We start from the raw sequence: 17298 nt of genomic DNA, 5'->3' as shown, positions 1-17298 counted from the left end.
CCTTGTGGCACGGGGCTTTTCTGCGTTCTGAGCGTCTAGGGTCGAACCATGCGCTACGAACTGGTCATCTTCGACAACGACGGCGTGCTCGTCGACAGTGAGCCGATCTCCAACACCGTCCTGGCCGGCTACCTCACGGAGCTCGGTCACCCCACCTCGTACGAGGAGTCCCTCCGCGACTACATGGGGGCCGCCGTCCACCGGGTCCACGACCTGGTCGACGAGCGGTCGAGTCAGAAGCTCCCCGCGGACTTCGACGAGGAGCTGCACCGCCGGACCATCGCCGCGTTCCAGGCGGAGCAGTTGGCCGCGGTCGACGGGGTGGAGGAGCTGCTGGGCGAGCTCGTCGCCGACGGGGTGGCGTACTGCGTCGCCTCGTCCGGAAGCCACCAGAAGATCGCGGCCGGGCACCGGAACACCGGGCTCGACCAGTGGTTCGAGGAGGAGTGGATCTTCAGCTCCGAGGACGTCGGCCGGGGGAAGCCGGCCCCGGACCTGTTCCTCCACGCCGCCGAACGGATGGGCGTCGCCCCCGAGCGGTGTGTCGTCATCGAGGACAGCCCGCTCGGCGTCGAGGCGGCACGGGCGGCCGGGATGGACGTCTACGGATTCACCTCGATGATGCCGGCGGACCGGCTCGCGGGGGTCACCGGACACTTCTCCGACATGTCCCAGCTCCCGAAGCTGCTCGCCTGACCCGGATCTACCCAGCGGTAGACCGGTGGCTCTACGCTCGCGGCCATGACAGACGCGCGGTTGCGGTACGGCAGAGCCTCCCTGGCGCTCAGCTTCCTGGTGCAAGGGGTGACGTTCGCCCTCCTCGTGACGCGCATCCCCGCCATTCAGGACCGGTACGGGATATCCGACGGGCTGCTGCCCGCCTTCCTGGCCGCGGTGCCTGTCCTGGCGGGGGTCGCCAGTGTCGCCACCGAGAAGGTGGTCGCGCGGGTACGGGCCGGGGTGGTGCTGAGGTGGGCGCAGCCCCTCGTGATGCTGGCCCTGCTCGGTGTGGGTGCCGGCAGCGAGGTGTGGCAGGTGGCCCTCGCGCTCGGTGTCTTCGGGCTGGCGGTCGGGGCCCTGGACGCGTCGATGAACATGATGGGCGTCAGCCTTCAGCGGGCGTACGGGCGGAGCATCATGCTCGGGTTCCACGCCGCGTACAGCCTGGGAGGCATCGCCGGGGCGTCGATGGCCTGGGCGGGGGCGCACTGGGACCTGTCGCTGCTGGTCTCCTATCTGCCGGCGGTGGCCGTCCTGCTGCCCGCCGCGCTGATCGGGAGCCGTTGGTACGCGGAGGGGAGGACCGGCGGCGATCCGGTGGGGGCCGAGCCCGCGCGGGGTGCGTCCGTGCCGTTCAGGCTGCTGCTGCCGCTCTGCCTGGTGATGGCGTTCGCGTACATCGGGGACTCCACGGTCTCCAACTGGAGCGCGAAGTATCTGCAGGACGTGCTGGGCAGTTCGGAGCAGCTGGCGACGGTTCCGTACAACGTCTACATGGTGACGACGCTGCTGGGGCGGGCCGTCGGTGACCTCGGGGTGCGGCGGTTCGGGGCGGTGGCCGTGGTGCGGGGCGGGAGTGTGCTGGCGGCCGTCGGCTTCGCGGTGGTGGCGGTGGCGCCCGGTGCCTGGTGGGGGATGCTCGGGTTCACGCTGCTGGGGCTTGGGCTCTGTGTGATCGTGCCGCAGACCTTCGCCGCCGCGGGGCGGATGTTCCCCGGGGCGAGTGATGTGGCCGTGGCCCGGCTGAACGTCTTCAACTACGTGGGCTTCCTCGTGGGCTCGCCGCTCGTGGGGGCGCTGGGGGACGCGTGGAGCTACCGGGGGGCGATGCTCGTGCCCATGGTGCTGGTCCTCGCGACGCTGGTGTACGCCCGGTCGTTCGGGGCGGAGCCCGCCCGATACGGTGGCGGGCATGAGCGGGCGCGCGCGGCTGATGTGGGATGAGGCAGTAACGGGATACGACTTCGGGTCCAGTCACCCCATGGACCCGGTGAGACTCGCCCTGACGATGGGGCTGGTGCGGGCGTACGGGCTCGACGGGTCGGTGGACGTCCGGTCGGCCAGATCCGCCGGGGACTCCACGCTGCGGCTCGTGCACCGTGAGGACTACGTGGCGGCCGTGCGGGCCACGTCGGCGGCCCCGGGGACCGCCGATCAGGCGTACGGGCTGGGGACGGTCGACGATCCGGCGTTCGCGGGGATGCATGAGGCGTCCGCGCTGATCGCCGGGCTCTCGGTGGGCGCCGCGGAGGCGGTGTGGCGCGGGGAGAGCGGGCACGCCGTGAACTTCACCGGCGGGCTGCACCACGCGATGCCCGGGGCGGCCTCGGGCTTCTGCGTGTACAACGATCCGGCGCTCGCCATCGCCCGGCTGCTGGAGCTGGGCGCCGAGCGGGTGGCGTACGTCGATGTGGACGTCCACCACGGCGACGGGGTGCAGGCGGCGTTCTGGGAGGACCCCCGGGTGCTGACCGTGTCGCTGCACGAGCATCCGCGCACCCTGTTCCCGCAGACCGGCTGGCCGGAGGAGACCGGTGCCGGGGCGGGCGAGGGCGGTGCGGTGAACGTGGCGCTCCCGGCGGGGACGGGCGACGCCGGGTGGCTGCGGGCGTTCCACGCGGTGGTGCCCGAGCTGCTGGAGGAGTTCCGGCCGCAGGTGCTGGTGACGCAGCACGGCGCGGACACGCACTTCGAGGACCCGCTGGCCCATCTCGCGGTGTCGCTGGACGCCCAGCGGGCCGTCATGGAGGCCTGCCACGATCTCGCGCACAGCTACGCCGAGGACGGGCGCTGGGTGGCGCTGGGCGGGGGCGGCTACGCGGTGGTGGATGTGGTGCCGCGGTCCTGGACCCATCTCGTGGGGATCGCCGCGCATGCGCCGGTCGACCCGGAGTCGGTCATCCCGTCGTCGTGGCGGGACGAGGTCTACGCCCGTACGCGGCAGTTGGGGCCGGCCCGGATGACGGACGGCCGTACGCCGTCGTGGAAGCCGTGGGAGGACGGGTACGACCCGGCGGACCGGCTGGACCAGGCGGTGCTGGCGACGCGGCGGTCGGCGTTCCCGCTGCGGGGGCTGCTGGCCTGAGGCCGCGGTTACGCCAACGGTGGGGCGGTATCCGGGTTCCGGCCCGGTGGTGGGCCCGGTGCGGGAGCATCGGGAGGGTGTTGAGCACCGGAGCGCTGCGCGCTCATCTGCTGGCGGCCCGGCTCGCCGGGCCCGTGGCCACGCCGCGGGAGACCAGTCTGCGGAGTTACCGGCTTTTCGCCGCGAGAGACCCCCGGGTGCTGCTCGGACTCGATCCGGACCGGGCCTGGGGAGAGCGTGACCTGCTGCGGCTGATGGCCGACAAGTGCGGGGTGTCGAACGATCCTGATCATGTGTCAGGGCCGGATGTGATCGATCCCGAGCGGACTCTGGTCGCGTTGGGCGCGTTCGCGGAGCGGCTCGCCGGGGCTGCCCGAAGGCGGGCCCCGGTGCTGTTCGGCACCGGGCATCCGCACCGGCTGCTGGGGTTCTACGCCGGGCTGGCAGACGCTTTGTCGGCGGCGGGGTGCGCGGTGCTCACCCCCGCGCAGGGCCGCTGTGTCGACATAACGACCCGGTTCGGCGTACGCACGTTCACCCTCGACTACGTACGGGGCGTCGCGCTGGTGCGCGAACCGGGCGTGCGGCTCTCCGGGAGTGCCACCGGCGCACACACCCACTCCCCGCTGCCGGTCCGGGCCGTGCTGGAGGAGGCCGTGAACGCGCGTGGGGTGCTGCCCGAACTCGTGGTGGGGGACCACGGATGGGTCTGCGGAGCAGGTCAGCTGGGCATCGAGGCCATCGGGCTGGCCGATACGGATGACCCGGCGCTGTTCGTGGGCGAGGCGGAGGGGCGGGTCTCCGTCGCCGTTCCGCTCGATGACGGCGTGCGGGCGGACTACTACCGGCCGCTCACTCGGTATGTACTCAATCGGGCGTGTCTGTCACAGTAGGCGGCCGATCGTCTCACCTCTTCCCCACTCGCATCACCCGCCCCTAATCTGGGGAGTGAGCGCACAACGACGAAGAGTCACCGGAGGGGAAGCCGGTGCGCGTCTCGTGCGGAAGGTACAGGTGGGTCATGGCTGCTGGCAGCGAGAGGCCTCTCAACGAGGTCAAGTTTCTGACCGTGGCGGAAGTCGCCTCGGTCATGAGGGTGTCGAAGATGACCGTGTACCGCTTGGTGCACAGCGGTCATCTGCCGGCGATCAGGGTGGGAAGGTCCTTCCGGGTCCCGGAGCAAGCGGTTCACGAGTATCTCCGAGAGTCCTTCGTGGGGGTGGAGTCGGCCTGACGTTGCCCTCGGATTACGCCCCTCACGCGGTGGCGGGTAGGCTAGGCCGACGTAGGTCGTGTGGGCCCAGACGCCCCGCACCAGTGAAGAAGAAGTGAGCGAGGGTAGTCGTGGGCTCTGTTATCAAGAAGCGGCGCAAGCGGATGGCCAAGAAGAAGCACCGCAAGCTGCTCAAGCGCACGCGCGTTCAGCGTCGCAACAAGAAGTAAGCGAACGCAGTTCGTGAGTCCGAGGCCCTTCCGCCGTCCTGGCGGGAGGGCCTCGGTGCGTATCCGGGCTCGTGTGTTCCGGCCCTCGTGTGCGGCGGATCCGGTGGTATTCACGCCATCCGTCCGGCAAAGCCCGCCCGGGGTCATCACAGGGCAACATCCAGCGACTACGGTGACGGCCAGGGGAAGACCCCCGCTCGGCTCGGTGAACGATCGACGGAAGGCGCTGATCTTGGGGAAGATCGTGCTCGTCACAGGCGCGGCCCGGCAGCTCGGAGGCCGTTTCGTGCGGCGTATCCAGCGGGACCCCGGTGTGGACCGGGTGATCGCCGTGGACGCGGTCGCGCCGGAGCACCAGCTGGGGGACGCCGTGTTCGTCCAGGCGGACATCCGGCAGTCCGCGATCGCCAGGGTCCTCGCCGAGCATTCCGTCGACACGGTCGTCCATCTGGACGTGTCCGCGAAGGCGCTGGGCGCGGGCGGCCGGACGACGGTCAAGGAGACCAACGTCATCGGCACGATGCAGCTGCTCGGTGCCTGCCAGAAGTCCCCGACCGTCCAGCGGCTCGTGGTGAAGTCCAGCACGAACGTGTACGGCTCCGCCCCCCGCGACCCCGCGGTCTTCACCGAGACGACGCCCCCCAAGTCCCTGCCCAGCGGCGGATTCGCCAAGGACGCCGTCGAGGTCGAGGGCTACGTCCGCGGCTTCGCCCGCCGCCGGCCGGACGTGGCCGTGTGCGTGCTGCGGTTCGCGAACATCCTGGGCCCCCAGCCGGACTCCCCGCTCGCCGACTATCTGGCGCTGCCGGTCCTGCCGACGGTTCTCGGGTACGACCCCCGGCTCCAGTTCGTGCACGAGGACGACGTCGTCGACGTACTGGAGATCGCCGCCCGTGAACCCCGGCGCGGAACGCTGAACAGCGGCACGTTCAACATCGCGGGCGACGGTGTGCTGCTGCTCTCACAGTGCTCGCGCCGGCTGGGGCGGCCGACCGTGCCGGTGCTGCTGCCCGCCGTCACCTGGGTGGGGTCGGCGCTCCGTACGATCGGCATGACGGACTTCTCGCCGGAGCAGATCCGGCTGCTCACCCACGGCCGGGTGGTCTCGACCGTGCAGATGCGCGAGACGCTCGGCTTCCGGCCGAAGTTCACCACGGCCGGGACGTTCGCGGAGTTCGCGCGGAGCCGGGGACCGGGTCTGCTGCCGCCCGAGCGGGTGGGCAGAGCGGTCGGGAGGCTGGCGGAGCTGCCGATCGGCGGCGGGGGACAGGCCGGCACGACACATTCGACTCACGGCGCCAGGTAGAGGAGCGCGACCGACGATGGCGGACGCCAAGGTCATTCCGTTCGACGACGACCGTTCGCGCTCCGGCGCGGGGCGGCGCCGAGGCACGCTGCCGGGCGGCGGCCGGGACCGGACGCCCCCGCAGGGCGGCCCCGCGCCCGTGAGCGCCCTCCCGGGCGGCCAGGTGCCCGAAGGGGCCGCGGAGGCCGCCGGCGGGCCCTCGCAGGACGCCGGGGAGGCTTCCGTGAGCGGCTGGGACCGGCGGATCGCGGGCGGGCTCGCGTTCCTGCGGCGGCGGCTCACGGGTGACTACGAGGTCGACGAGTTCGGCTACGACAAGGAGCTGACCGACCAGGTCCTCATGTCGATGCTGCGGCCGCTCGCGGACAAGTACTTCCGGGTCGAGGTGAAGGGCATCGAGAACATCCCGTCCGACGGCGGGGCGCTCATCGTGGCCAACCACTCCGGGACGCTGCCGCTGGACGGGCTGATGCTCCAGGTCGCGGTGCACGACAACCACCCGGCGGAGCGGCACCTGCGGCTGCTCGCGGCCGATCTCGTCTTCATGCTCCCGGTCGTCAACGAGCTGGCCAGGAAGGCGGGGCACACCCTCGCGTGCGCCGAGGACGCGGAGCGGCTGCTGCAGAGCGGTGAGGTCGTCGGGGTGATGCCGGAGGGCTTCAAGGGCATCGGGAAGCCGTTCGGCGAGCGGTACAAGCTGCAGCGCTTCGGGCGGGGCGGTTTCGTGTCGACGGCGCTGCGGGCCGGGGTGCCGATCGTGCCGTGCTCGATCGTGGGCGCGGAGGAGATCTACCCGATGATCGGCAACTCGAAGACGCTGGCGCGGGTCCTGGGCGTGCCGTACTTCCCGATCACGCCGACCTTCCCGTGGCTGGGACCGCTGGGTGCGGTGCCGCTGCCGACGAAGTGGACGATCCAGTTCGGGGAGCCGATCCCCACGGACGGGTACCCGCCGGAGGCGGCGGAGGACCCGATGCTGATGTTCAACCTGACGGACCAGGTGCGGGAGCAGATCCAGCACACGCTGTACAAGCTGCTGGTGCAGCGCCGGTCGGTCTTCTTCTGAGTCTTCCTGGCCGGCTCGGGCCACTCCGGCCGACGAGGGGAGGGGGCCGTCCGGTGCGGACGGCCCCCTCCTCGCGTGCGGCGTCCCTACTGGTCGACGTCCTCGCCGTGGATGCCGAGGCCGGGCAGCAGGCCCGGCAGCAGCGGCGGCAGGGTGACGTCCGGTGCGGGGGACGCGCCGGATGTGCCGCCCGGGGACGACGGGGTGGTGCCGTCCGTCGGGAGGTCGTCCAGCAGTCCGTCCGTGCCGCCGCCGAGAAGGCCGTCGGCGGGCGTGCTGCCGGAGCCCGAGGGCTTCGGCGTGGTGCTGGTGGAGGCGCTGTCGTCGGGTGCCGCGGAGGAGGACGGAGCCTTGTGGTCCGGGGCCGCGGAGCCCCGGTCCTCCTGCGTGGAACCGGCCGGGGGCGCGCCCTTCCCGGTGCCCGGTGCGGGGGGCAGCAGGGACTTCAGCGGGGCGACTTCCTGGTCCATGGCCTCGAAGACGGAGCTGACCTTGTCGCTGATGTCGGTCAGCTGGACGGGCAGCCGGTCGCGGAGGCTGCTCCAGCTCGCGCGGTGCGAGCGGGAGAAGGTGTCCAGCGTCTGGATGGGGCCGATGGCGCCGTCGCGCTGGTAGGCGCTGCGGAGCAGACGGTGGCCCTCGGTGGCGTCGTGCGTCATGCCGTCGAGCGCGCGTCTGACCTCGCCGATCGACTCGTGGTCCAGCTCGCCCGAGCGGCCCCGCTCCATCAGGCGGCGGGCCTCGCTGAGGCGCGTCGACGCCTGGTCGAGGTAGGCCTCGCCCCGGTCGGCGTCGCCGTTGGCCATGCCGAGGCTGATGTCCTCCATGCCGCGCTTGAGCGGGTAGAGGGAATCACCGGGCAGGGCGTCGGAACTGGCAGCGGCCACTCCGCCGAATGCTCCCGCGGCCACACCCACCGTGAGCCCGCCGGCGGTGAGGCCCTTCGCCCAGCGGGAGCGGGGACGCAGCCTCCGGATCGGGGACGCCCGGTGGGCTCCCTTGTTCCGCTGTTCGGGCACGGTAGGGACCGTGGACGCACCGCCTTCGGCGAACATGGTCTCCATGGCCGCGAGGAGCTGGGCTCGCTGCACCACTTTGACCTCGGGATCGAATTGCGGCTCCGGTAGCTCACCGAGGCCGTTCGCCAGGGCCAACAGCGTTCCGTGGTCGGCCGGTTGGGCCGGTTCCTCGGGCTGTACGGCCGCCGCACCCTGGGGGGACTGCTCCTCCAGGGCCTGGGCGAAGGCGTTCGCCCGCCGGTGTGCCGAAACGTTTGCGATCACTGGCGGCACCTCCTCTCGTCATGACGGTCGACTCCCCTGAGGGTCCGGAAGGTTGCCCACCGGAGACGTTTCCACACGAACGAGCGAGTGGAAACGGTCAGGTGTGGCGACAGGGGGCCTGCATCCGGCACAACGAGTGGCGCGGCAGTTGGGTTACGGACAGGGGATGATCCGATCGGTGTGTCACGGACACGTCACGGATGGTGACGTCAGCGGGCGTCGTCCGGCAGGAGTCGTGCGAGCGTGCGCACCGCCCGGTACTGCAAGGTTTTGATCGCGCCCTCGTTCTTTCCCATGACCCGGGCGGTCTCGGCGACCGAGAGACCTTGCAGGAATCTCAGGGTCACGCACTCCTGCTGCTGCGGGTTCAGCCGGCGTACGGCTTGCAGCAGTGCGGCGTTGGAGAGGGATTCCAGCACGGAGTCCTCCGGGCTCCGTGCGACCTCGTTGGCGTCGAGCATTTCGCCGGTGGTCACTTCCAGCCGGAAACGACTGGATTTGAAGTGGTCGGCGACCAGGTTGCGGGCGATCGTGACCAGCCAGGCGCCGAAGTCGCGGCCCTGCCAGGTGAAGGTGGAGATGCGGCGCAGTGCGCGCAGGAACGTCTCACTGGTGAGGTCCTCCGCTGTCGCCTTGCCTCCCACGCGGTAGTAGATGTACCGGTACACGGTGTCGCTGTACTGGTCGTACAGGCGGCCGAAGGCCTCGGCCTCACCGGCCTGCGCGCGCTCGACGAGATCCATCATGCGCGCGCTGTCGCTGTCGGCTGTCGGACGGCGGACGGGAGCCGACGACGCGGCAGCCGCAGCACCGCGGCTGGTGCGTCTTCCGACGGCCGCGCTGCGTTCGGCCAGCGCATAGCAAGGGCCGGCAGGTACAGGGGTGGCAAATTGGGGGACGGCGTACGCGGTGGGGACGAAGCCGCGCAAGTGGTCGAGGACCGTTGCGCGCAGCGTAGCCAGGCCCGAGGTGTCAACCCCGACGTGTGGGTACACGGGACTCCCAGAGGCAGAGCTTCCATCACGTGCAGTTGGAAAACCGTCACTCGTGGTAGCGGGTGACGGGCTCCTTGTGCGTCTGAGGAGAATAACGCTTCGTACAGGCCGTGCTACACCCAGTTGCTCAAATCACCGATTACGTCGCTTCCGTATCCTCTAAGTGACGGTTCAAGTGGCGCATCGTGACCGGTTATTGATCGAATAGCTTCGGGAAGTGCCTGCGGCGGCGACGGGTTGTGGTCGCCCGCACACAACGCGACTGGCCGGGGCGATGGGTGTCCGTGCCGCTGTTCCGCTCCCGATTGGGCGTACGTCCCCGGGCGTGCCGCTTCCGCGCCGCACGAGGGTGCCCACGAGGACGCCGCACGAGGGCGTCGCGCGGCGGGTGTTGGGCGGTGGGTGGCGGGAGGGTGCGTGCGTCAGCGGCGGCGGCGGTGGAGCGCCACGGCGGCGGCCGTGCCTCCGGCCAGCGCGCCGACGCCCGCCGCGGCCGGGATGCCGACCTTGGCCGCCTTGCGGCCGGTGCGGTAGTCGCGGAGCCGCCAGTCCAGGGAGCGCGCGTGCTTGCGCAGCTTGGAGTCCGGGTTGATCGCGTAGGGGTGGCCGACCAGGGACAGCATGGGGATGTCGTTGTGCGAGTCGCTGTACGCGGCGCAGCGCTCCAGGTCCAGGCCCTCGGCCGCCGCCAGCGCGCGTACCGCCTCGGCCTTCGCCGGGCCGTGCAGGGGTTCGCCGACCAGCCGGCCGGTGTAGACGCCGTCCACCGACTCGGCGACCGTGCCCAGGGCTCCGGTGAGGCCCAGTCGGCGGGCGATGATCGTGGCGGTCTCCACCGGCGCGGCGGTGACCAGCCAGACCTTCTGGCCCGCGTCGAGGTGGGCCTGGGCGAGTGCGCGGGTGCCGGGCCAGATGCGGTCGGCCATGTACTCGTCGTAGATCTCCTCGCCGATGGACATCAGCTCGGAGACGCGGTGGCCCTTGACGATGGACAGCGCGCTGTCGCGGGCGTCCTGCATGTGCTCCGGGTCCTCGACGCCGGCCAGCCTGAACCAGGCCTGCTGCCAGGCGAAGCGGGTGAGCTCGCGCCGCTGGAAGAACTTCCGCTTGTAGAGGCCGCGGCCGAAGTGGAAGATCGCGGCGCCCTGCATCACGGTGTTGTCGAGGTCGAAGAAGGCCGCGGCCCGGGTGTCACCGGCCACCGGGAAGGCGGGCTCGCCGGCTTCCTCCGGGGTGGTGCGCAGTTCTTCGGTGCCGGCGGGGAGGGCCGACTTCTGCGCGGCCTCGGCGGCGGCCTCGCCTGCGAGCACGCTGCGTGCCGTGGCGGGGCGCCTGCGGGGGGTGAGCCATCCAAGAGCGGCCATGTCGTGAGCATAGCCATTCTGTTCGGCTGTTCCCGACCCGGCGGGATGCGGCGGCGTGAACTCTCCGGGACCGGGGCGTTAAACGGGTGATTCCGCGCGGCCGACGGGCCCTGAGGAGTCCGTCCGGGGGAGCAGAATGAAGGTATGAGTGCTCTGCTGCGCCGTACGAAGAAGAAGCCCGCGGACCGGGTGGTGACCCTCGTGGGGAAGCCCGGCTGTCACCTCTGTGACGACGCGCGGCTGGTGGTGAGCGCGGTCTGCGAGGAGACCGGTGCGTCCTGGGTGGAGAAGGACATCACCCGGGACGAGGCGCTGTACAAGGAGTACTGGGAGCAGATCCCGGTGGTCCTGATCGATGACGAACAGCACACGTTCTGGCGGGTGGACCCGGCGCGGCTGCGCACGGCACTGCGTACGTGAGGGGGCTTCCGCTGCGAAACCCGGTTAACATCATGGGCGTTTTGAGTGGTCTCGGGGGCGTGGACTTGAGGAGTGTGTACCGTCTTGCCCCCTTCGGGCCTGCAACGGGCCGGTGGCGTCCCCGGTTCCGGGATCACGCAGGGAATATGCGTGACCCCGGTCACTTTGACCAGACAAAACGGACACTATCTTTGTGCACGCGTTCACAAAGACATAGCCTGCTGTCGACGGGGCGGTCATAGGACATACGGCCGCCTGCAGCCCCGCTCATCCCGCAGGAGCACCGTGGCAACTGGCCGAACTCACCGACCGGCGACCCGTAGCCGAGGAATTCCCGAGGCCACCGTCGCCCGGCTTCCGCTGTATCTCCGCGCACTGACAGCGCTCTCCGAGCGCTCGGTTCCCACGGTGTCCTCCGAGGAACTCGCCGCGGCGGCGGGGGTCAATTCCGCCAAGCTGCGCAAGGACTTCAGCTACCTGGGCTCCTACGGCACGCGTGGTGTCGGGTACGACGTCGAGTATCTCGTCTACCAGATCTCCCGTGAACTCGGGCTCACCCAGGACTGGCCGGTCGCGATCGTCGGCATCGGTAACCTCGGCGCCGCGCTCGCCAACTACGGCGGTTTCGCCTCCCGTGGGTTCCGGGTCGCCGCGCTGATCGACGCGGACCCCGCGATGGCGGGCACGCCCGTGGCCGGCATCGCCGTGCAGCACACCGATGACCTGGACCGGATCATCAGCGACAACGGTGTGTCCATCGGCGTCATCACCACCCCGCCCGGCGCGGCGCAGCAGGTCTGCGACCGGCTCGTCGCCGCGGGTGTGACCTCCATCCTGAACTTCGCGCCGACGGTGCTCTCCGTGCCCGACGGCGTCGACGTGCGCAAGGTCGATCTCTCGATCGAGCTCCAGATCCTCGCCTTCCACGAGCAGCGGAAGGCCGGCGAGGAGGCCGCTGCCGACGGCAGGGCGGTCGTGGACACCGACGACGAGGAGGAGGCGCCGCCGATGCGCGCCACCCCCGCCGGCCGGAAGGGACCTGACGGGGACATGCCCGCCGTGATGCCGGCATGAGTCTCCTGGTCGTAGGACTGAGCCACCGCAGCGCCCCCGTCTCCGTACTGGAGCGGGCTTCGCTCGCGGTCGAGGCCCGGACGAAGCTGCTTCAGGACACCCTCGCCGCGGAGCCCGCGACCGAGGCCGCCGTCCTGGCCACCTGCAACCGCATCGAGCTGTACGCGGACGTGGACAAGTTCCACGCGGGTGTCGCCGAGCTGTCGACCCTGCTCGCGCAGCACAGCGGGGTCGGGCTGGACGAGCTCACTCCCTATCTTTATGTGCACTACGAGGACCGGGCCGTCCACCACCTGTTCTCGGTGGCGTGCGGGCTGGACTCGATGGTCGTCGGCGAGGGCCAGATCCTCGGCCAGATCAAGGACGCGCTCGCGCTGGGGCAGGAGCTCCACACCGCCGGCCGTCTGCTGAACGACCTCTTCCAGCAGGCCCTGCGGGTCGGTAAGCGCGCCCACAGCGAGACCGGGATCGACCGGGCCGGGCAGTCGCTCGTCACCTTCGGTCTCGAGCAGCTGGCCGACGGCGACGAGGTCACGGCCTGGGCGGCCGGCAAGCGGGCCCTGGTGATCGGCGCCGGCTCGATGTCCTCGCTGGCCGCGGCCACCCTGGCCCGTGCGGGCGTCGACGAGATCGTCGTCGCCAACCGGACCCGGGCGCGTGCCGACCGGCTCGTCGAGATCCTCGGCCAGGCCGGTGTCCCGACGGCCCGCGCCGTGGCGATGGCCGATGTCGCGGACGAACTGACACGTGCCGACGTCGTCGTGTCCTGTACGGGCGCGACCGGGCTCGTCCTGACCGCGGAGGCGGTCGCCGGTGCGCTCGGCGTCGACTTCGAGACCGCGACGCAGGCGCCCGAGGCCCCCGCCGCCGCGCCCGGCGAGCTGGACCAGCACGCCGCGTGGGTGGAGAACGGTTCCGCCACCGCCGCCGCGCAGGACCGGGCCGTGCGCCGGGTGCCCGTGCGTCCGGCCGCCACCGGTCCCGCCCGGCTGCACCTGCTGGACCTCGCGATGCCGCGTGACATCGACGGAGCGGCCCACCGCGTCGACGGTGTGCGCCTCGTCGACATCGAGTCGCTCGCCGAGGCGTCCGCGGACGCCCCGATGGCCGCCGATGTGGACCAGGTGCGCACCATCGTCGCCGACGAGGTCGCCGCCTTCGGAGCCGCCCAGCGCGCCGCGCACATCACCCCGACCGTCGTCGCCCTGCGCACCATGGCCGCCGATGTGGTGGCCGGCGAGATCGCGCGGCTCGACGGTCGCCTCCCCGACCTGGACGAGAAGCAGCGCGCCGAGATCACGCAGACCGTGCGCCGCGTCGTCGACAAGCTCCTGCACGCGCCCACCGTGCGGGTCAAGCAGCTCGCCAGCGAGCCCGGCGGCGCCGGGTACGCCGATGCGCTGCGGGAACTCTTCGACCTCGACCCGCAGACGGTGGCCGCCGTCTCACGGGCAGACCTGAACGACCCGAATAGAGGGCGGTCATGACCGACAACTCACCCCTGGGCGGGGAGACCACCACACCGCTCCGGCTAGGCACCCGGCGCAGCAAGCTCGCCATGGCGCAGTCCGGAATGGTCGCTGATGCGGTCCGCGAGGTGACCGGGCGCGCCGTCGAGCTCGTCGAGATCACCACGTACGGGGACGTGTCCCGGGAGCACCTGGCGCAGATCGGCGGGACCGGTGTGTTCGTCGCCGCCCTGCGCGAGGCGCTGCTGAGCGGCGAGGTGGACTTCGCCGTCCACTCGCTGAAGGACCTGCCGACCACGCAGCCCGAGGGCCTCGTCCTGGCCGCGGTGCCGACGCGCGAGGACCCGCGCGACGCACTGGTGGCGCGGGACGGGCTGACCTTCGAGCAGCTGCCGCCCGGTGCCCGCATCGGCACCGGCTCGCCGCGCCGCATGGCGCAGCTCAACGCGTACGCCCGCTCGCACGGCCTCGAGATAGAGACCGTCGCCATCCGCGGCAACGTCGATACGCGCATCGGATTCGTACGGAGCGGGGAGCTGGACGCGGTGGTTCTCGCCGCCGCCGGGCTCAGCCGCCTCGGACGCACGGACGAGGTCACAGGCTTCCTGCCGGTCGACACCGTCCTGCCCGCTCCCGGCCAGGGAGCACTGGCGGTCGAATGCGCTGAAAGCAGCGCGGACCTCGCCGCAGCACTCGCCGAGCTCGACGACCCGTACACCCGGGTCGCCGTGACCGCCGAGCGCGCCCTGCTCAACGCCCTGGAGGCCGGCTGTTCCGCACCTGTGGGTGCGCTGGCCGACCTCCTGGCCGACGGGCAGGTTGTCAACGAACTGCGCCTGCGCGGTGTCGTCGGTTCAACCGACGGCACTTCCCTGGTGCAGCTGTCCATCACCGGTCCCGTCCCCACGTCGCACGACGACGCGGCGGCCCTCGGTCGCGAGCTCGCGGCCGAGATGCTCGCCAAGGGTGCGGCCGGTCTTATGGGGGAGCGAGCACTTTGAGCCCCACCGGCCCTGTCGTATCCGACTTCCCTGTCCTGTCCTCAGGGCATGTCACCTTCCTCGGCGCCGGTCCCGGCGACCCGGGACTGCTGACTCTGCGCGCTGTCGAGGCGCTCGCGAGCGCGGACGTCCTTGTAGCCGAACCGGACGTTCTCGACGTCGTTCGCTGCCATGCGCGGGCAGGGGTGAGCACGCCTGAGCTGACGGTTGTTGACACGGCGTCAACACCCGCCGGAGTACCCGTTCTCAGGGATGCCGCCAATCTTGTCATGGAGGCAGCGAAGGGCGGCAGGCGGGTGGTGCGCGCCGTCACGGGCGACCCCGGCCTGGACGGCGACACGGGCGCCGAGATGCTCGCCTGCGCTGCCGCGGGTGTGCCTTTCGAGGTCGTGCCCGGCATCGCGAACGCGGTCGGTGTGCCCGCGTACGCCGGTGTGCCGCTGCGTGACGCGCAGGGCGCCGATGTGCGCTTCGTCGACGCGCGTACGGCGTCGGACCGCTGCTGGTCCGAGGTCGGCGCGAGCGATGCGACGGCCGTCGTGTCCGCATCGCTCGACTCGGTGGCCGCGGCCGCCGGTGAGCTGGTCTCGGCGGGCCGCAAGCCCGACACCCCGCTCACGGTGACGATCGCCGGGACGACGACGCGCCAGCGCACCTGGACGGCGACCCTCGGGACGATCGCCCAGGTCCTGAAGCAGGCGAAGGTCCTCCCGTCGCCGGACGGGCACCTGCCCGTCATAGCCGTGGTCGGGGAGCGCAGCTCCGCCGCCCAGCGCGACCAGCTCGCGTGGTTCGAGTCCAAGCCGCTGTTCGGCTGGAAGGTGCTCGTGCCGCGTACGAAGGAGCAGGCGGCGTCGCTCTCCGACCAGCTGCGTTCGTACGGTGCCGTGCCGCACGAGGTCCCGACGATCGCCGTCGAGCCGCCGCGTACGCCCCAGCAGATGGAGCGCGCGGTCAAGGGTCTGGTCACGGGCCGCTACGAGTGGATCGCGTTCACCTCGGTCAACGCGGTCAAGGCGGTGCGGGAGAAGTTCGAGGAGTACGGGCTCGACGCCCGTGCCTTCGCCGGGATCAAGGTCGCGGCCGTCGGTGAGCAGACCGGTGCCGCGCTGGTGGACTTCGGTGTGAAGCCGGACCTGATGCCGTCCGGCGAGCAGTCGGCGGCGGGTCTGCTGGAGGACTGGCCGCCGTACGACCCGGTCTTCGACCCGATCGACCGGGTGTTCCTGCCGCGTGCCGACATCGCCACGGAGACCCTGGTGGCCGGGCTGATCGAGCTGGGCTGGGAGGTCGACGACGTCACCGCGTACCGCACGGTCCGCGCCTCGCCGCCGCCGGCCGACACCCGGGAGGCGATCAAGGGCGGCGGGTTCGACGCGGTGCTCTTCACCTCGTCCTCCACCGTCCGCAACCTGGTCGGTATCGCGGGTAAGCCGCACAACGTGACGGTGATCGCGTGCATCGGTCCCGCCACGGCGAAGACCGCCGAGGAGCACGGCCTGCGGGTCGACGTCCTGTCCCCGGAGCCGTCGGTCCACAAGCTGGCCCAGGCGCTGGCGGACTTCGGCGCGCAGCGCCGGGACGCGGCCAAGGAGGCCGGTGACCCGGTGACCCGGCCGAGCGAGCGGCGCCCGGGTGCGCGGCGTCGCAGGTCGACGACCTGAGGGCCGGAAACGGATGTACGGGCCGGGCCCGGTCGTCTCCTCGCGGAGCGGCCGGGCCCGGCCCGTTTTCCGGCTGTTTTTCCGGCTCGGGTGTCGGTAAACCGGTGATGTGTGCGGGTCTAGTCTCGAAGGATGACCGATTACGGAAACTTCCCCGGTTCGCGCCCCCGCCGACTGCGGACGACCCCCGTCATGCGGCGCATGGTCGCCGAGACCCGGCTCGACCCGGCGAACCTGATCCTGCCCGCGTTCGTGCGCGAGGGCATCGACGCCCCGGTCGCCATCTCGGCCATGCCGGGCGTGCAGCAGCACACCCTGGACACGCTGCGGAAGGCCGCCGTCGACGCGGTCGCGGCCGGGGTCTCCGGGATCATGCTCTTCGGTGTGCCGCTGGACGAGAAGAAGGACGGCCGGGGCACGGCGGGGACCGACCCGGACGGCATTCTCCAGGTCGCGCTGCGCGCGGTCCGGGAAGAGGTGGGCGACGACCTGATCGTCATGTCCGACCTGTGCCTGGACGAGTTCACCGACCACGGCCACTGCGGTGTGCTGACCGGGGACGGCCGCGTCGACAACGACGCCACCCTGGAGCGGTACGCGGAGATGGCCCAGGTCCAGGCCGACGCGGGCGCCCATGTGGTGGGGCCGAGCGGGATGATGGACGGCCAGGTCGGGGTGATCCGGGACGCGCTGGACCAGACCGGTCACGAGGACGTGTCGATCCTCGCCTACACCGTGAAGTACTCCTCCGCCTTCTACGGGCCGTTCCGTGAGGCGGTGGGTTCCTCGTTGCAGGGCGACCGCAAGACGTACCAGCAGGACCCGGCGAACATCCGGGAGTCGCTGCGCGAGCTGGCGCTGGACCTGGAGGAGGGCGCCGACATGGTCATGGTCAAGCCGGCCGGCCCCTACCTGGACGTCCTCGCCAAGGTCGCCGACGCGGTGGACGTGCCGGTCGCGGCGTACCAGATCAGCGGCGAGTACGCGATGATCGAGGCGGCCGCGGAGAAGGGCTGGATCGACCGGGACGCGGCGATCCTGGAGAGCCTGACGGGCATCCGGCGCGCGGGCGCGCGGATGATCCTGACGTACTGGGCGACGGAGGTCGCGCAGAAGTTGTCGCGCTGA

The 17298-nt window shown here is 71.2% G+C and carries 17 protein-coding genes; 14 read left to right on the top strand and 3 right to left on the bottom strand.

The window, feature by feature from the left end; all coding sequences use genetic code 11:
* The first annotated feature begins 48 nt into the window (after positions 1-48).
* From JKV81_RS15570 to JKV81_RS15535, 8 genes are all read left to right on the top strand, one after another.
* Positions 49-696, top strand: a complete 648-nt coding sequence (locus tag JKV81_RS15570) for an HAD family hydrolase (protein ID WP_099177641.1) — start codon at positions 49-51, stop codon at positions 694-696.
* A gap of 45 nt (positions 697-741) precedes the next feature.
* On the top strand, positions 742-1944 hold the full coding sequence (locus JKV81_RS15565; protein ID WP_202076404.1) for an MFS transporter: 1203 nt from the start codon (positions 742-744) through the stop codon (positions 1942-1944).
* Positions 1913-3085: an acetoin utilization protein AcuC gene (locus JKV81_RS15560; protein WP_202076403.1), complete on the top strand. Its 1173-nt coding sequence runs from the start codon at positions 1913-1915 to the stop codon at positions 3083-3085. The genes JKV81_RS15565 and JKV81_RS15560 overlap by 32 nt, the downstream gene beginning before the upstream one ends.
* A 77-nt stretch (positions 3086-3162) precedes the next feature.
* Positions 3163-3978, top strand: coding sequence for a phosphatase (locus JKV81_RS15555; RefSeq protein WP_202076402.1), 816 nt, complete (start codon positions 3163-3165; stop codon positions 3976-3978).
* Between the two features lie 128 nt (positions 3979-4106).
* A complete protein-coding gene (locus JKV81_RS15550) occupies positions 4107-4319 on the top strand; it encodes a helix-turn-helix domain-containing protein (protein ID WP_014046653.1) in 213 nt (70 codons plus the stop codon).
* Positions 4320-4429: 110 nt separating this feature from the next.
* Complete coding sequence (locus tag JKV81_RS15545; protein WP_003948845.1) at positions 4430-4528, top strand: 30S ribosomal protein bS22; 99 nt, start codon at positions 4430-4432, stop codon at positions 4526-4528.
* Between the two features lie 232 nt (positions 4529-4760).
* Positions 4761-5834, top strand: a complete 1074-nt coding sequence (locus JKV81_RS15540; protein ID WP_129267031.1) for an NAD-dependent epimerase/dehydratase family protein — start codon at positions 4761-4763, stop codon at positions 5832-5834.
* 16 nt (positions 5835-5850) lie between these two features.
* On the top strand, positions 5851-6900 hold the full coding sequence (locus JKV81_RS15535; protein WP_124277564.1) for a lysophospholipid acyltransferase family protein: 1050 nt from the start codon (positions 5851-5853) through the stop codon (positions 6898-6900).
* Positions 6901-6986: 86 nt separating this feature from the next.
* Here the strand turns inward: JKV81_RS15535 and JKV81_RS15530 are convergent, their stop codons facing one another.
* From JKV81_RS15530 to JKV81_RS15520, 3 genes are all read right to left on the bottom strand, one after another.
* Positions 6987-8183: a DUF5667 domain-containing protein gene (locus JKV81_RS15530; protein ID WP_129264208.1), complete on the bottom strand. Its 1197-nt coding sequence runs from the start codon at positions 8181-8183 to the stop codon at positions 6987-6989.
* Positions 8184-8392: 209 nt separating this feature from the next.
* Positions 8393-9178 carry an ECF subfamily RNA polymerase sigma factor, BldN family gene (locus JKV81_RS15525; RefSeq protein ID WP_124277562.1) on the bottom strand — a complete coding sequence of 262 codons (786 nt, stop codon included), beginning with the start codon at positions 9176-9178 and terminating at the stop codon, positions 8393-8395.
* A 422-nt stretch (positions 9179-9600) separates the two neighbouring features.
* A complete protein-coding gene (locus JKV81_RS15520) occupies positions 9601-10542 on the bottom strand; it encodes an HAD family hydrolase (protein WP_099177649.1) in 942 nt (313 codons plus the stop codon).
* A gap of 144 nt (positions 10543-10686) precedes the next feature.
* Between JKV81_RS15520 and JKV81_RS15515 the strand changes: the two genes are divergently transcribed.
* The 6 genes from JKV81_RS15515 (at position 10687) to hemB (ending at position 17298) form a co-directional block, all read left to right on the top strand.
* The gene (locus JKV81_RS15515; RefSeq protein ID WP_124277561.1) at positions 10687-10962 is read left to right on the top strand and encodes a glutaredoxin family protein; all 276 of its coding nucleotides are present in this window, start codon (positions 10687-10689) and stop codon (positions 10960-10962) included.
* A 285-nt stretch (positions 10963-11247) separates the two neighbouring features.
* Positions 11248-12036, top strand: coding sequence for a redox-sensing transcriptional repressor Rex (locus JKV81_RS15510; RefSeq protein ID WP_099177651.1), 789 nt, complete (start codon positions 11248-11250; stop codon positions 12034-12036).
* Entirely contained in the window at positions 12033-13523 is a 1491-nt protein-coding gene (locus tag JKV81_RS15505) for a glutamyl-tRNA reductase (RefSeq protein ID WP_202076401.1), read from the top strand. Before JKV81_RS15510 ends, JKV81_RS15505 begins: the two co-directional genes overlap by 4 nt.
* Complete coding sequence (hemC, locus tag JKV81_RS15500; protein WP_099177653.1) at positions 13520-14506, top strand: hydroxymethylbilane synthase; 987 nt, start codon at positions 13520-13522, stop codon at positions 14504-14506. Before JKV81_RS15505 ends, hemC begins: the two co-directional genes overlap by 4 nt.
* On the top strand, positions 14503-16170 hold the full coding sequence (locus tag JKV81_RS15495; RefSeq protein ID WP_099177654.1) for a bifunctional uroporphyrinogen-III C-methyltransferase/uroporphyrinogen-III synthase: 1668 nt from the start codon (positions 14503-14505) through the stop codon (positions 16168-16170). The genes hemC and JKV81_RS15495 overlap by 4 nt, the downstream gene beginning before the upstream one ends.
* 132 nt (positions 16171-16302) lie before the next feature.
* On the top strand, positions 16303-17298 hold the full coding sequence (gene hemB, locus JKV81_RS15490) for a porphobilinogen synthase (RefSeq protein ID WP_202076400.1): 996 nt from the start codon (positions 16303-16305) through the stop codon (positions 17296-17298).

The organism is Streptomyces silvae (genome assembly GCF_016745505.1).
Taxonomy (GTDB): Bacteria; Actinomycetota; Actinomycetes; order Streptomycetales; family Streptomycetaceae; genus Streptomyces; species Streptomyces silvae.
The sequence above is the reverse complement of the archived record's forward strand: the minus strand, read 5'-3'. Positions and strand labels throughout refer to the sequence as shown.